The 16,748-nt window shown below is 34.3% G+C and carries 9 protein-coding genes and 1 tRNA gene; 5 read left to right on the top strand and 5 right to left on the bottom strand.

Annotation, left to right across the window (positions count from 1 at the left end; all coding sequences use genetic code 11):
- Nucleotides 1–113 precede the first annotated feature (113 nt).
- The 4 genes from T367_RS0116365 to T367_RS0116380 all read left to right on the top strand — a co-directional run bounded on the left by T367_RS0116365 (nucleotide 114) and on the right by T367_RS0116380 (nucleotide 9,677).
- Nucleotides 114–7,688 (top strand): hypothetical protein, encoded by a 7,575-nt coding sequence (locus tag T367_RS0116365; RefSeq protein ID WP_027420820.1) that lies wholly within the window; start codon nucleotides 114–116, stop codon nucleotides 7,686–7,688.
- A 10-nt stretch (nucleotides 7,689–7,698) separates the two neighbouring features.
- The gene (locus T367_RS0116370; RefSeq protein WP_027420821.1) at nucleotides 7,699–7,974 is read left to right on the top strand and encodes an ATP-dependent Clp protease adaptor ClpS; all 276 of its coding nucleotides are present in this window, start codon (nucleotides 7,699–7,701) and stop codon (nucleotides 7,972–7,974) included.
- A 77-nt stretch (nucleotides 7,975–8,051) separates the two neighbouring features.
- Nucleotides 8,052–8,125 (top strand) — tRNA-Arg (locus tag T367_RS0116375).
- Between the two features lie 892 nt (nucleotides 8,126–9,017).
- On the top strand, nucleotides 9,018–9,677 hold the full coding sequence (locus tag T367_RS0116380; RefSeq protein ID WP_027420822.1) for a DUF6629 family protein: 660 nt from the start codon (nucleotides 9,018–9,020) through the stop codon (nucleotides 9,675–9,677).
- Between the two features lie 22 nt (nucleotides 9,678–9,699).
- Here T367_RS0116380 and T367_RS0116385 read toward each other — a convergent pair whose 3' ends face one another.
- The 4 genes from T367_RS0116385 to T367_RS0116400 all read right to left on the bottom strand — a co-directional run bounded on the left by T367_RS0116385 (nucleotide 9,700) and on the right by T367_RS0116400 (nucleotide 13,862).
- A complete protein-coding gene (locus T367_RS0116385; protein ID WP_051568618.1) occupies nucleotides 9,700–10,458 on the bottom strand; it encodes a LytR/AlgR family response regulator transcription factor in 759 nt (252 codons plus the stop codon).
- A complete protein-coding gene (locus T367_RS0116390) occupies nucleotides 10,459–11,391 on the bottom strand; it encodes a sensor histidine kinase (protein WP_027420824.1) in 933 nt (310 codons plus the stop codon).
- A gap of 104 nt (nucleotides 11,392–11,495) precedes the next feature.
- Nucleotides 11,496–13,157, bottom strand: a complete 1,662-nt coding sequence (locus tag T367_RS0116395; RefSeq protein ID WP_027420825.1) for an outer membrane beta-barrel family protein — start codon at nucleotides 13,155–13,157, stop codon at nucleotides 11,496–11,498.
- A 114-nt stretch (nucleotides 13,158–13,271) separates the two neighbouring features.
- The gene (locus T367_RS0116400; protein WP_027420826.1) at nucleotides 13,272–13,862 is read right to left on the bottom strand and encodes a hypothetical protein; all 591 of its coding nucleotides are present in this window, start codon (nucleotides 13,860–13,862) and stop codon (nucleotides 13,272–13,274) included.
- A 262-nt stretch (nucleotides 13,863–14,124) separates the two neighbouring features.
- Here T367_RS0116400 and T367_RS0116405 point away from each other — a divergent pair, with 262 nt between their 5' ends.
- A complete protein-coding gene (locus tag T367_RS0116405) occupies nucleotides 14,125–16,131 on the top strand; it encodes a histidine kinase dimerization/phosphoacceptor domain -containing protein (protein WP_027420827.1) in 2,007 nt (668 codons plus the stop codon).
- A 46-nt stretch (nucleotides 16,132–16,177) separates the two neighbouring features.
- Here the strand turns inward: T367_RS0116405 and T367_RS24170 are convergent, their stop codons facing one another.
- Nucleotides 16,178–16,636 carry a hypothetical protein gene (locus T367_RS24170; RefSeq protein WP_051568619.1) on the bottom strand — a complete coding sequence of 153 codons (459 nt, stop codon included), beginning with the start codon at nucleotides 16,634–16,636 and terminating at the stop codon, nucleotides 16,178–16,180.
- Nucleotides 16,637–16,748: the final 112 nt, after the last annotated feature.

Raw genomic sequence — 16,748 nt, forward strand, 5'->3', positions numbered from 1 at the left:
ATTGAAAAAGTATAAATTGAAAACGCTAAATTTGTTTTTTATTGAACTTTTACACGATTTATACGTACTGTAATAAGATAAAAGGGGGCTTTCCCCTTTTTGTTGTAATAAAAATGAAGTTTATCGGACGCCACATACTATTATTATTGCTATTGTTTTGTACAAGTCACATCACATTAGCGCAACAGACATTAACGGAGAAAAAAGAGGAGGCTGATCAGCTTTTTGAAGCCAAAGAATGGTCGAAAGCGGAAGTTTTATACAGTACTGTCATTGCTAATGATCCGCGGAATCACGAACTGAATTTCAAATATGGGGCTTGTTTACTAAACGGCTCTAAGAATAAAGATGAAGCCATTAAACGACTTCGATTTTCTATTACGAATGCAAATATTGACGCCAGAGCTTATTACTATTTAGGTAAAGCTTATCATCTCAATTATCAATTTAACGAAGCATTAACACAGTATCAAAAGTTTAAATCTACAGCAAGTACAAACGAGTTAAAGAAACTTGATGTTGATACAGATATATATGCTTGTAAGAACGGTGGAAAGTTATTAGCCAACTTAACGGACCTAATCGTTATTGCAAAAACCGAATTAAGCGCAGATAAATTTTACGATTTATATAAGCTAGATGATATCGGTGGCATGTTATTAATCACTGATAAATTTCAATCTAAATTAGATAAAAAGGCGAACCATCGTCCTATCATTCATTTTCCAGTTGATGCGCCAAAAATTTACTTTTCAAGCTATGGTGATAATGACGACAATGGACTGGATATTTATGTGAAAAATAAATTGCCTGGTGGTGAATGGTCAGCATCACAATTGATAAAAGGACAAGTAAATACTGGGAAAGATGAGGCTTTTGCTTATATGCATCCCAATGGAGAGTATTTGTATTTTTCTTCTAAAGGACACAATTCAATGGGAGGGTACGATGTTTACCGTTCTAAATATGACAAACTAGCAGATTCGTTTGGTAAGCCAGAGAATATGGATTTCGCTATTAGTTCTCCTGATGATGATATTCTTTTTGTAGTCGATAGTTTAGATCGTGTTGCTTACTTCTCATCAGCGCGTGAAAGTAGTCAAGAAAAATTGACAGTTTATAAAGTTCGAATGGAAAGAATTCCACTTCAATTGGCTGTGTTAAAAGGGAATTTTGTGAACGAGATTGACGGCAATCAAAAAGAAATTGCGATCAATATTAAAAACGAAGCAACGGGAAGAGTAATCGGAACTTTTAATTCGAATAAGGCAAATGGTGATTACTTTATCATGTTGCCGCAAAGCGGGAATTTTGTTTACGAAATGACGATAAAAGGAAGCAATGAAACCTATGTGCAAGTTGTAAACATTCCTTATCAAAGTGAAATAACCCCTTTAAAGCAAGAGATTAAATTCTTTATGGATAATGGGGAAGAGGCGATAATGATAGACAATTTGTTTAAAGATAAATTTGCTGATCCAGAATCTATCATGGCTGAGGTTTATCAGGCGCTTTCAAAATTGCCACCGAATGCAGATAAATTTGATATTGACTCTTTAGATAAGTCAAAAGCAAACGGAGAAATTTTTGTACAGGCAGGTATGGATGCTTTCCTTTCTAAAAGTTCACTTGATCAAATTCTAAATTCCGAAAAAGAAGACCTACAAGCTGCGATTAAAAATGATGAGGCGAATGCAAATATGGCATTCAATTTAGCCAATAATAAATCAGTTGAAGCTAACCAAAAAATGCTTGATTTGAATAAGCAATTGGACGATTTGATAGGAATAACAGATCCTGAAGAAAAGCAAGCTGCTTTGGTCGCTATTAATGATCAAAAAAATGAAATTCAAACGTTGAACGATGATGCTAAAAAATTACTTCTATTAGGCAATCAAATTGATGAGTCAGTCAAAAAGAAAGTAATCACTTTGGCTGCAACAAATAAGCTCATTGCAGATCTTTCAAATGTGAAAAATGAGAGTCTACCAGAATTGCAAGGGTTGGTATCGAACAATATGAGCTATTTCGAGGCAAATATTAAAAACGAACCTAAAATAGAGAATGTTGTTGACAATGCATTAGCGCAGAATAGAGTCAAAGAAAAAGAATTTCAAAGTTTAAGTGAAGAAATTTCAGCAATCAGTAGAGATGAACAAAGTTTAATCGCTAAAAATAAATCACTTGAAAAATCACTTGAACTTGCTAAGAAAAAAGAAAAAATAGCGATTCAAGAACAGATGGATAACAATGCTTCTGATATAGCCATGTTCTCAGCGGCAAGAAAAAGCAAACAAGATAAATTAGATCAGCTAATCAATGGCAATGTCGATTTGGCACTTGGTGATGCTGCTTTATTAGTGTCTGACGATCGTAATAATAGACCTGAAAATAAAAGCGATTTATCTGCATCGGATAAAGACAAAATTAAAAGCAATGTCAATCAAAACGACTTAACGGAAAGTATTGAATTGGTTGAAGAAGAATTGGCAGAACAAGGATTTAGCATCTTTAAAATTGATTTATATGCATCAAACGAAGAGAATTCACTTTATTCTTTAGCAGAATGGAATGCTAAAATTGATAATGCTAAAATTGATTTGGCGCAAGCGCGAATGACTGCTTCTCCAGAAGAATTAGTTCAAATTGAAGCGGAGGAGAAAAGGTTAGAACAATTAAGAAAAGAAAAAGAAATCGAATTAAAACCTGAAGCGGCAGCTCCTTTAAACACGAATCCAGAGGTTGCGGTTAATGATTTTATTACTGATTACGATCAACAAGCTGAGAGCATCGAAACGATCGTCAATGCAACAGATCGTAAGAAAGCCGAAGTCGCGTTAAAAGAAGATTTAGCAAAAGCAATTCGTACTGAAAAAGCTTTATTAGAAAAAGAACTAGCTGAAAACTCTAAAAACAAAGATGCTAAAAAGCGATTAGAGAATTTGAATGAATTAGAAACGGAGAATCAAAATCAAATAAATGAGGATAAAGAATGGATTGCGGAGCAAGTAGCTGATGAATTTGATCCATCAACTGTTTTATCAAGTTTAGATCCTGAATATGAAAATAAATTGGCCGATGCCAATGCAATTGAAGACGATGCAGAAAGACAAAGCGCTTTAGCAGAATTGGATGATGCATTATTAGAAAGATCACTCGAACGAATTCAAGAATTAGAAGTTTTGTCTGCTGATGATCCTTCGAATCAAAAAATTGCAGATGAATTAACTTATTTAGAAGAATTAAATGGGAAGATTAGTAAAACTGAAAAGAATGCTGACATAGAAGTTGCAACGGTTCAATCAGAAGTCTTAATCGATGATATAATTCCAGCGATATCTACAAGCCTCGCAGATATTGAAGAAATAGCTGATGAGACCGAAAGAAAAGAACAAGAAAACACCTTATTGCTTAGTCTAACGAATAAAATAGGAGAAGAAATAAGTGAGATTGAAGCATTAAAATCTGAAGGGAAAACGCCAATTAATGGTGAAGAACGATTAACGAATTTAAAGAATGCTGAAAACAAGTACTTAACGAAGATTGAAGAAAATGATGTCTGGTTAGCCGGCGGATCAGATGTTGCAGCTATCGATAATCAACCTACTGATGAAAACAATCCTGTTGATATCGCAACAGATCCTATTTTAGAAAATGATCCAGTTATTGATGAAACAGATCCAACGGATACTGAAAATGGACAAGATACGGATCCGGTTATTGCCGAAACAGATCCAACGGATAACGATCCTATTGCACAAGAATCTGACCCGGTTATTGATGACGTAGATCCCGGTACTGAATTAACGCAGGAAGATCCTATTATCGATGAATTAGATCCAACAGATAACGATCCTATTGCGCAAGAGACAGATCAAGCAGGAGCGCAAGAAATATCAATAGAGGATATCGAAAAACCAACAGCTGAGAATTTAATTCCTGATTACGGTACTAAAATGAGCAAGATCATGCAAAGTGAAGGCTCTGATGTTGACAAATTAACGGCTGAAAATGATTTAAATGAAGACTTATTGGTCGAGCTGAGAGCGAAAAGATCAGAATTAGAAAAGCTAAAAGCTGATCAGCCAGAAAATGCAGAGGTGATTGATGGATATCTTGAAGAGGTAGAGAATTTGGAACGTATTAAGAGCAACCAAATTCAAGTGAATAATAATGATATTAAGAATCTTCAAAAGGACAATTCGCAACGACCAGAAATTACGATGAGTTCAGTAATGCCTGAGTTCGATAATGAAATGGATAAAATTGAGGTTCAGGGGTTGAGCGAAATGAACGAATTGGCGGCTGTGAATGATGTCAATTATAAATTATTAGATGCGATTGATGATAAGATTTTAGATATTCAAAGAGAAGCAATAGAGCAACCCGAGAACGAGGAATTATTACTTGAAGAGATCCAAAAATTAGATGAGTTAACCGAATCTAAATTAGATGAGATAGAAAGAAATAAAGTACGAATTGTTGAATTAGAAATTGAAGCAACCGATGTAACAAAAGTAAAAGCTGATGATTTTAATTCGCAATCAGCAAAGGATGTATTATCTGACAAAGAGAGTGAGTTAACAGAAATTAGAGAGTTGGATTTGGAATTGAGCGAATTGAATGCACAATTGAGTACCTCTTCGTCAGAAAAAGAAGAAGCTAAAATTACAAAGCAAATTATAAAAGCGACTGCAGCTAAAGCTGAATTAGAGAACGATGTGATTATTGCTTTGGCATCGCCGAATAGAGAAGAAGTGGCTGAGAAGAAGGATGAAATGCGCATGGATATGGATATTGCGCAATCAGTTGTAAGTGAGCAAGACGGTGATTTAATGGATGCCAATAGATTGATGATCGAAGCGAATATAAAAATGGATGAAGCTCAAAAATCTAGACAAATCGCTGAAACAACTAAAGATCCTATTGAAAAAAATACATTATTAAGAGAAGCATTTAAAAACGAAAAGGAAGCAAAAGAATTAATCGTTAAGGCAGAACGAATTTATAAAGTGGCATACGTAATAGATAGCTACAAAACGAAAGAGGAAGTATTGATTGAAGTTCCGGAAAACGAATTCGATAGAACTTCTACGAAACTATTTGATCAAGCTGATAATTTACGTCAAAAGGCAAGTGAGAATACTGATAGAGCTGCAGTGTTGAGAGACAGTAGTGAAACGGTTAAGAAAAAAGATCGAGAATTAGTGCTTCAAAAAGCAGAAGAATTCGAATCTAAAGCGAAAATTTTAGATGATATGGCAATGGATCGCATCGATGCAGGTGAAGAAGCCCAAGCTAAAGAAGAAGCAGCAATAGAATTGATGAAAGAGGATGTTGTAGCGGTTAATATCGATTTCGAAACAAGTAAGACAATATCAAGTTCTGAAGAATACAAAGCCTTTTATGATAATGAATCATTGATTGATGAGAAATTTGCTGAAGCAAAAGAATTAGATAATCAATTGGAAAAACTAGAGAATAAAAAGACGAGAATCATTAAAACGGCTTTAGTTAGATATCAAACTTCCCCGGAAGAAGTCCTAGAAGGAAACGAAGAATTGGCTGCAACACAATCTGAAATTGAAGCGTTGACGACAGCGAAGAAGGAAGTGAAAAGTCAAATATTAGCTGCTAAAGAAAAATCGAACGACTTGATGGCGAGTTCAAATGAAGCTGATAAAAATAAGATGCTTTCAATGGCAAGTCAAGGTGTGAAACCAATTGAAAAAGAAGTTGTCATTCCAGATGATCTTGCAATCAATACAAACGCTCCACAAGCTGCCAATACAAATGCTGATGAAGCGAACAACACAAACAGAATTCAGGAAGCTGAAGCGAATGTTGATGAAGCAAACAATACAAATGCTGAGCTGGCTGCAGATACAAACACAGATGAAGCGAATAATGTAGATTCTGATCCAGTAGCAGATACAGAACCAGTTATAGATGAAGTAGAAGATCCTGTGAATAATGAAAATGATATTGCTGAAAAACAAGCATCAGACTTTAACGTTCCTGACAATGTTGAGAAAGATATTTTTAGAACAACAGCAGCGCCTATTTATTCTAATTCAAATCCAATTCCAATTAGTGAGAAACAACCTGTAGGATTAGTTTATAAAGTTCAAGTAGGTGCATTTAGAAACCCATTACCACAAGATCACTTTAAGGAGTTTGCCCCAATCTCTGGGCAAAAATTGAACAATGGGATTACGCGCTATATGGTAGGTTATTTCAAAACCTTAGCACCTGCAAGCAGTGCCAGAAGACAAATTAATGCTTTGGGTTATACTGATGCTTTCGTTGTGGCTTATTGTAATGGTAATCGAATTTCAATTGCTGAAGCAAATAAGATAGAGTCTGGTGAGGTTGAATGTTTATCTCAACCAGCTACTGAAAGTATTGCTGCAACAGTACCTGATAATACCGAAAGAACGGATACTGTTCCAACTGAGACTGTAGAAACAAGAACCAATACCGAAGTTGCAAATAACAATCAAGAAACCAATACAACTAGAAATATAGAGAATCAAACGGAAGCTATTGAGACGCCCGTGGTTGAAACAACAACCGTTGTAACCAACGAGAAGCCGGTTCAAAGTATTGAGATCAGCAATCAACCTGTAAATAGCGAAGAACGCGAATTGGTAGCTTATTATACAAATACACCAAGAGCTGCAAAAGCCAATCAAGTTGAAATCATAAAAGGTTTATTCTATACCGTGCAAATTGGTGTTTATTCTAAACCAGTTCCAGTTGAAAATCTGTTTAACATTCAACCTTTAAATAGTCAACTAACAGCGTCTAATGTTATTCGTTATTCAACTGGTATTTATAAGACTGTTGAAGAAGCCGTAGCTAGAAAAAATGAGGTGATTCGAATTGGTATTCCTGATGCATTCGTAACAGCCTACTATAATGGCCGTCGAATTACGATTGATGAAGCCAATGAAATTCTAGTTCAAAAAGGAGCAAGTGCTTATGTAGATGGAAAATCTGCAGATCTTATAGCAGAAGAACCTATTATAATCGAGTCAAACGAGGACATCACTTATTTCAAAGAAGGACTTTATTATAAAGTATTAATTGGTCGCTACGCAGATGCAATACCAGGAGAATACGCAACGTTATTATTACAGGGGAAAGGTATTTTAGAAACAGAAGTAGATATTGATGGAAGAACTGTTTTAGTATCGAAAAAACAAACTAACTTTACAGCGGCGATTGAAACGGCAAAAGAATTTAGAGAGATGGGAGTAGAGGATATGGATATTATAACATTCTATAAATATGACCCGATTCGAAAAGATGATGGAGATAAAATATTGAATGGTACAATGGTAGGAGAATTAGAAACCTACGATGATTTAATTGGCATAAGTGCAAATAAGTTCATATATTCGAAAGAGAAGATTGCATTTCAAATAGTTGTTGGAGAATTTGAAGACAATGCAGATGCGGAATTTTTAGAATTAGTAGCTGCAAATGCTAGTGAAGATATTGAAGAGAATATATTAAATGATGGAACAACTCAATATCTAATAAAGGGCATTAAAACTTACGAAGACGCTCAGGCAACTAAGTCGAGATTGATAGGACGCGGATTTGAAAGAGCGGTAATTGAAGCCAGTCACGACGGTAGAAAATTATCAGTTGAAAAAGCAAGAGAAGTTATTAAAGATTAAGATTATTAAAATGAGTACAGAAGTTGAATTTGATGAAAAGGTTGCGCTACTCGAAAAAGAAGTAGACAGTAAGAATTTAGTGGTTTATAATGATGACGTGAACACGTTTGATCATGTAATTGACTCTTTAGTTAAAGTTTGTCGACATGAAATTATTCAAGCCGAACAATGCACATGGATTGTTCATTACAATGGTAAATGTGCTGTAAAGGAAGGTGATATGGATAAATTGTTACCAATGCGCCGCGCTCTTAACGAACGTGGAATTGACGCTAAAATTCATTAATTTAATTTTGCTTCCTTTTTTACACGATAGATTAAAAAAAAAGTTTTATTTTTGCACCGGATTTAAAAATCCAAAAGGGCCTCGTAGTTCAACTGAATAGAATACCACATTACGGCTGTGGCGGTTGAAGGTTTGAATCCTTCCGAGGTCACAAGAACAAAAGCTTTCCGCTCTGCGGAGGGCTTTTGTTGTTTTGAGCAAGAGTCCAAGCCCAGCTTGCTGGGATTGAGCGAGAGCGCTTAACAACAAAAGTTCAAAAAATCACAGATTTTTTAAAGCTTTTATTCACCCGGAGTTCAAAGGATCACGAGCAAAGCGAGTAATCCTTTAAACTCCTAATAACATCGAGCCTGTCGAGCCCCCAAAAAAACATCAGAACAACGTCCAACAAAGTTGGTAAGTCTGTTCGGCTCCTAAACCCCAAACACCTGTGCCGGCGCCTTCGAGTCCATTGCTGTCGCAATCCTCAGTCACCTATTTTTAGATCTTAACATTAAGCCTTCTGTAAAATTTATCAGAACCATTACCAACTCCGTTGGCGATCAGTTCGGGTCTCAACCTTGAAGCACCTGTGCCGGCGCCTTCGAGTCCATTGCTGTCGCAATCCTCAGTCACCTATTTTTAGATCTAAACATTAAACCTTCTGTAAAATTTATCTGAACCATTGCCAACTCCGTTGGCGATCAGTTCGGGTCTCAACCTTGAAGCACCTGTGCCGGCGCCTTCGAGTCCATTGCTGTCGCAATCCTCAGTCACCTATTTTTAGATCTAAACATTAAACCTTCTGTAAAATTTATCAGAACCATTGCCAACTCCGTTGGCGATTAGTTCGGGTCTCAACCTCGAAACACTTGTGCCGGCGCCTCCGAGTCCATTGCTGTCGCAATCCCCAGTCACCTATTTTTAGATCTAAACATTAAGCCTTCTGCGCTAAAACCCAAATCTGAGAATATTCATCCTCAAATATCAGCACACGTCCTACACTCAACTTATAATTATCAATACTTCATCTAAAAGTTGACATTTTTTCTATCTTTAATGACATGTGTTTTTCTACAGAAGCAAGTTTCGCCGCAGCAGCGGTAATTACAACATCAGGAATCATAGCTTATAAAAAAGCAGGGAATAATGACATTCGTTTTATTGCCATTTTTCCAATCTTTTTTGGTTTCCATCAATTCATTGAAGGTTGGGTTTGGCTCGCTTCTCTATACTACTCTTTTGCGGGGCTCTTAGAAGTAAGTACCTATGGATTTATCATATTCGCATGGATCATCTGGCCAGTTGTTATTCCGGTTACCTTGTGGAGGGTAGAACACCAACCAAAACGAAAGAAAATATTGTTCTGGATGACGATGCTGGGATGTGCAGTGACTTTAGTTTTATCATTTTTCCTGCTAACCAAAGAGATTACAGCAGAAATCGTCGATCACAGTATAATCTATGATTATGGAGGTCACACTGCTTCTAGTTCGTGGTTTAGGGGAATATATGTGTTGATTGTAACGCTTCCAAATTTGATTTCTAGTCGAGGAAAAATGTGGATGTTATTTGTAATGAACATGATTACATATTCTATTTCTCGGGTATATTTTAACGAGCATGTTGTTTCCGTTTGGTGTTTTTTCGCTGCAATTTCAAGTATAATCATCTTATATATTGTGCATGAACAAACCCGAGATGTCAAAGCACAAAAAGTTTAACAAATCTTACTTAGGGTCATTTTTAGACATCTATCCACGCCTTGAATGCTTGCGCCTTCTCTCTGCTCACAAATACTTCTTCCTCAAACTTTGGTGTCAACTCTATTTTTAATTTTCCGTTGAACCATAAGCTGATTTTAGCTATCGCATGAATGGAACTGATCATTTGCCTATTGATTCTGTAAAAGTGATTGGCATCCAATAGCTTTTCTAATTGCTCTAAACTATATTTTATGGCATAATGTTCGCCATTTTCATGAACCAAGTAAGTAGCATCTGAACGATAAAAATATGCGATTTCTGCCGTTCTTATGACGATTAACTCGTCGCCCTTGTGGACTAAAAAACGTTCCTTTACCGCATCTTTTGGACGTAAGCCGCTTAATTTTTCTAGCACCGCTTGCATTGGAATATCTCTCTTGATTTCTTGCGTTTCGAACTTATTTAACGCTTGCTCAATTTTTTCCTTTTCAATGGGTTTAAGGATATAGGCTATACTGTTGAGTTCAAAAGCTTGAATGGCAAATTCATCATATGCGGTTGTAAAAACAATTGGGACATCAATTTGTCTATCTTCAAATAGTTTGAAGCTTAAATCATCACTCAATTGAATGTCGAGGAAGATTAAGTCTGGCATTTCGTTCGAATTAAACCATTCGTGTCCTTGTTCGACACTTTGCAACCAGGCAACAATCTCAATTTCTTGCGGCATCAGTGCTAGAATTCTTTTCAGGTTTTCAAATGCACTTTTTTCATCCTCTATAATTAAAACTTTAATCATTTATAATTTTAATAAAGGGATTTGGACTTGAAATAAATGAGGTGTCACCTCAATAATAATGGCACGATCTGTTAAGTATTTATATTGTTCTTTCAGAATATTTAAACCTTTACCAGTCGAATCTACATTCTTTTTTAAATGAATTTGATTCCGCACTGTGAGCAAATCACCATCTTGCTGAATCGAGAAAACCATTGGGTAATCATCATCAATTCTATTGTGTTTGACAATGTTTTCTAATAATGAGTGTAATGACATCGGTGGTAAATAATAATCCAAATCTTGAATGTCCATTGTTACTTTATAATTGTCGCCAAATCGTTTCATTAAAAGGTGATTATAGTTTTTAGCAAATTTGATCTCTGTTTCAAGCGGAATTAATTCTTCATCACTGGTTTTGAGAATGTAGCGGTATAAATCACTCATCTCATGTAGGAACAGATCGGCTGTTTCAGGATCACTTTTAATTAAACTAGATAATGTATTGAGGTTATTAAATAGGAAATGAGGATTCAATTGACTCTTTAAAGATTTATTATATAATTCTAATTCATTTGCACGTAAACGTTCATTCTCAATTGCTTCTTTTTGCCATTGTTTAAAATGATTGATGGCATATAATAAACTCATTAATATAATTCCTTGCAAAAATCCCTCGAGAAAATTCATTAGAAAAATGATCGATTGAAAAATAGGGTATTGTGGTGCGAAAATCGGAATGAAAATGGATCTGAGTAAATAGTAAATCAATACATTCATTATCATTATTCCAAAAGCACCAAGAATGAAAGTTATCACGTTCAGTGATTTTCCTTTTAATAGCTTATAGTTTAGCCATTTTTGAGCGAAAAACCATAAGATGGATAAACGCATTGTAATCATAAACAAAGCGATCCAATTGAAGCCGTCTTCACCGTCAGATGTTGTGCTCATTATTAACAGAAGGGAATAATAAATCAGGGCGAAAAAAGGCACAGCAATCCAGGGCAAGTATTTTATAAACCAGTTATTTTTTAACTGTATCTCCTTCATATTAATTATTTTATTCTTCTTTTTTCGTCGCTACCCACATCAACTGACTGATAGTTCTGCTCCTTCAATTTTCCAAAACTAAAGTTGATTGAAAAACGCATGTATTGACTATAACTTTTGTCTAAATAGGATACCGAATATGCTCCAATATAATAGGTCCCGGCATTTCTTTCTGAAAAGAAAATATCATTAGCTAAAATACTACATTTTAATTGATCCTTTAAAAAGGTACGGGAAAGGCCAATTGATAAACTATAACTATTAAAGTCTTCATATATACCGTCAAATCTTCCTGAAAAATAGTTTCCTATGAATTCAATATTAACTATTCGTTTTACTTTTATTTGCGTGTATAAATAGAAATAATGATTCGGTTTTAAATCAATAGAACTGAAGTCGCCATATTCACCTATTATTTTATCCCAATTGATCGCATAATTGAAATAAGCAGTAAAAAATTTCTTTTGAAATGGGATGGTAGCAGACATATAAAAACGATCGGCATCAACATTTTCTCGGTATAGTACCACACTGTTAACGCCACCAAGTCCTTCTTTCGTGATATTTTTAAAAGCATTTACTGATCGGTAATACGTGGCGTCCAGCTGAAGTTGGCCTAAGTTAATAGCAAGTTTGACAGAGTGGTCAAGCTGAGGAAGAAGTAGTGGATTCCCTTGTTTTGATGTTAAGGAATCGACATAAAAAACTTTAGGATCTAAATCATTATAAGATGGTCGACCGGTATTGATATTATAACTCAAATTCACACCGATGTATTGATTCATTTGTTTTGAAATTAAAACAGAAGGGATGAACCAATTATATGTTCTACTCAAACTTGTTTGATCTTTTTGTGTTGTCAAACCATCGGCATCAGTTCTTTCAAATCGAAGTCCTGCACGAAAATCAAATGAACCTGCTTTTAGGTTGAATTCAGTATAGGCAGCAAATAATTGTTCTGTAAATGCCGTTGTTGATGAATAATTTGGAACAAAAATGAGTTCATCTTCAACTTGATTCATCATATTTAAATCACCTTTATTCGTGCTATTCGAATAACGAATTCCACTACTTATTGAAAGGGGAGAGGATATAAAATATTGATGGTCAATTTGGGCAGAGAGTAAGTGAATCCAGTTGTTGGAGACGATATTTCGTTGTTTATTCCCTATTGAAATATTGTCGATTGAGATGTCCTCTGAAATTTGTTCTTCTAAAGCTAAAATATAGCCAGAATATTGAGCACCAAAAAATAATGAACTCCCCAAAGAATCTAGTCTCTTTTTATAATTGCCAATTAAACTACGATTGTTGAGGTTGATGGTGCCGATATTATCTGCGTCGTAAGTTGTATACTGATCAGCAAATACTTTATTGCTCGATGTAATATCTACATTATATCGACCGATATTTGTTTGATACTCGAGTGCGAATTGACTGGATGAATCAATTTTATAATTAACACCAAGACTGGCGTTGTGTTGTTGAATAGCTGATTCTTCTAGTAGTTCTAATTCAGTTCGATATGCGCCTGTACGTTCAGTATTTCGAATAGAAGTATTCAACGTATTACCAATAGAGGTTGAATAGTTTGCTTTTAAAAGCCATTGTTTTTTTTCGAAATTTATACCGATGCTGGTTGATGATAATACCGTTGGTAATTGCACGGCTTGTCGAATCGCTATTTGGCAGCCTTCACGGTAATAATTCTTTGTGATGACATTTATTATTGCACCCGCATTACTTCCATATTTAGCCGATGGATCTTTGATAATTTCAATTCAAATGATTTGCTGTACAGGTATCATTTTAAATTGAGCGACTGATATTTCCTGACCATCGGCATAGATAAGTGTATTTCCTCTACCAATTACTGACACCACATCATCTTGAATTTTAATGCCTGGTGACCTCTTTAGAATTTCAATCGGGTCAATACTTTCAGAGAGCATAGTTTTTTCGACATTGACTTTTGTGGTTGTGCCATTAATTTCGTATAAAGGGATGTATTCAAGAATCTCAACTGTCTCTAGCACTTCATTGTCTTGCATGGTTAATTTGTCTAATTCAATTAGTGAATCGTTATTGGGATTGGAAATGTCAATATAAAAGTCCTTTATTTCAAATGATCTAATTTTTAATATTAGTGCTGTATGATGAATTGGATATAAATCGAATTTGCCATCAGTAATAAGTCCACCGATTATGAATGTGCTGTCAATTGTAGTATAAGCAAGTACATTTCCTGAGATCAACAACTCATTATTTTCGGTCAAAACTTGCCCTTTAATATGGTATTGTGAGAAAGCGCTGGTGAATGATAACACACCAACTAAAGTGAGTATGTATTTTTTTATATTCAATTTTATCATCGTGAGAATTTATAGATTCATGACAATGTTAAGCAGGATTGATTGCAATTATTAGACAATTTGCATGAAGCGTTACTCTTTCAATCTCAACCGTATTTTTTACCAGTTGAAAGTGAGAAGTGACAATATAAAGATTGTATGTTTGTACTTTTATTTATCTTTGGTTCACAACCAATATTAACTGCGTAGAATTGTTTTTTTAGAATTCGTTGACGGCAGTGTTTTAATATTAAGTATCTTCCTGTTTTTAATACAGTTAATAATGCCTAACTTTTCATTGACCCACAATAAAGTTTTACTTGGCACCAGGTGCGTTTTTTTATTTATTTTCATTGTATTCTTTGGAAATGGCTATACCTATGCGCAATCGAAATCTGTAGAGCAATTAAAAAATGAAATTAATGATGAGTTACTATCAAATGATGTAAGATCGAGTGCTTTCTTAAGATTATTAGAAAGAGAAACAAGAAATGAATCCTTTGAGACTTATTTGGCTCAATATGTAGACGACACAAATGCGATTTCTCCATTTTTAAGAATGAAGTTAGCATTTAATTATGCTTTCCACAGGAGCGATTTTTCTGATCTCAATGTAAATTCCACTAAAATATTATCAAATCCGCATTGTACAACGATTGATAGTGTCAATATTTTCAATACTTGGTCGACTTATTACACAAAACAAGGTTATTATAATAATGCAATCGAACATATTGTTAAGGTTATCTCAATCAATAATCGTAAAAAAGATTATTTAAATAGCGAGTTTGCTTATTCTTATATTGCTTCGATATTGATGAAGCAAAAACTATATGATGAAGCCATTAAAAATTACAAAAAATCATATTCATTAGGGACAAAATACACTTCTGTTTTATACCCATATAGTATGATGAATAATATGGGGTTGGCTTATCATTATTTGAATGAGATAGATTCCGCTTTATTCTATTTTAATAAGGTTTTGTACTTTCTAGAAAATGAATTGCCGGATGCACAAAAAAATAATAATACTGATTTCTTTTTGGGATTAGTGAAAGGAAATGTTGGTGATGTTTATTTATCCATGCAAGAATATATCAAAGCCGAACCTTTATTATTAAATGATTTAGAGTCTAGTTTACAGGCCAATGAAAAAGAGAATACCTGTATTACACAACTCAATTTGGGGAAAATTTATTTGGAAACTGCAAGGTATGATGAAGCGAAGAAATACTTGGAGCTCGCGTACGACGGTATTAAACAAAATAACTTTCGAAATATTAAAAAGAAATACTTCCTTTTCTGTGCGGAGTATGCTGAAAAAACGAAAAATTATACCGAATGTTTCAATTATTACAAACAGTACAATAGCCTTAATGATTCTATCAATCTTGAGAATTATCATCAAAAAATGGCCAATCATAATTTAGATTTCGAATTGTTACGTAAGGAGAAAGAACTGAATTTAGCTGTTGTTAAGAATGAAAAGGATCATATTTTAATGGAGTCACAAAAAACGCAATTGTATTTTGCGGCTGGTATCTCATTGCTACTATTATTCTTGGCGTTGTTTATTTATAGAAATTATATCATTAAATCGAAATTGAGTACTGAATTGATTGTTAAGAATAATGAGATTATTGCAAGAGGTGTAGAATTACAAAAAGCCTTAGATGAAAAAGATTTGATGTTAAAAGAAATTCACCATCGGGTTAAAAATAATTTGCAATTGGTTTCAAGTCTACTTCGTTTACAAGCAATGGAAATTGATGACTCAAAAGTAAAAACTGCCATTGAAGAGAGTGTTAATAGATTGGCTTCAATTTCTTTGATTCACCAAAAGCTTTATACAAAAGAGAGTCTTCAAGCGATTGCGCTTAAATCCTATTACGAAAGTCTAATTAATCAAATTTCAAATCTTTATTTAGACGACGATAAAAAGATCATTTGTGAAACGAATATTAGTGACATTAATTTATCTATCGACAACGCAGTACCTGTAGGTTTAATTGTAAATGAAATTATAACCAATTCTTATAAGCATGCTTTTACAGGCAGAAAAGAAGGTATTATTTCTTCTGTAATCAAAAAAGAAGGTGTAACCGTTACAATAATATTGCGAGACAATGGTATCGGAATTAAAGATGATACGAACAATATAACATCATTTGGTATGACGCTAATTAATTTACTTGTAGAACAAATGGATGGAAAAATTGAGTGTTACAACGATAATGGAACTGTTTTTAAAATTGAATTCGTTGATCAGGAAAAAGGATTGGCTTGATATTGGAGTTGAAGGGGGATTCTTTATACCCAAAAAGGTAATATCCCTATTTAAAATAAGTCTCAAAAACAACAATCTCAGTTTTTAGTTGCTCAACAATTACAGCACCTTCTTGAACATCATTGATACCTATTAATTCTTTACGTAAATTGATGAATGGAATGAGCCATTTATGTAATTCGTCATGCGCTTCGCCTTTCATCGTACAATTAGTGATAATTGATTTGGTTTGATATGCTAATTCGTCAGATAAGACTGCATATTCTTCAAGTGATTCACCGTTGAATGCTTCTAATTCCATTTTTATCGTGTCAACTGAAACCCGCATCCCTTCGTCAATAATCCATTTTTCTTCACCTACCGAAACGAGTTGGTGTGGATTAGTATTCTCTGTGATTGTTGGTTCAACTGTCGTTTTATTTTCTGTTATTGCTTCCGAATTATCTTCTTGATTTCCACAAGCAACAGCAAAAAGACTCAATAATATTAGACTTGAAATTTTCATTTTAATTAGTTTCTATAATTGTGTTTACAGATTTACAGACTGTAAATATTTGTTCCTTATACGATGAATGTCCAATTTAGAGTGGAGTATTCGCCAATTATCAGTTGTTCTA

The organism is Crocinitomix catalasitica ATCC 23190 (assembly GCF_000621625.1).
Taxonomy (GTDB): Bacteria; Bacteroidota; Bacteroidia; order Flavobacteriales_D; family Crocinitomicaceae; genus Crocinitomix; species Crocinitomix catalasitica.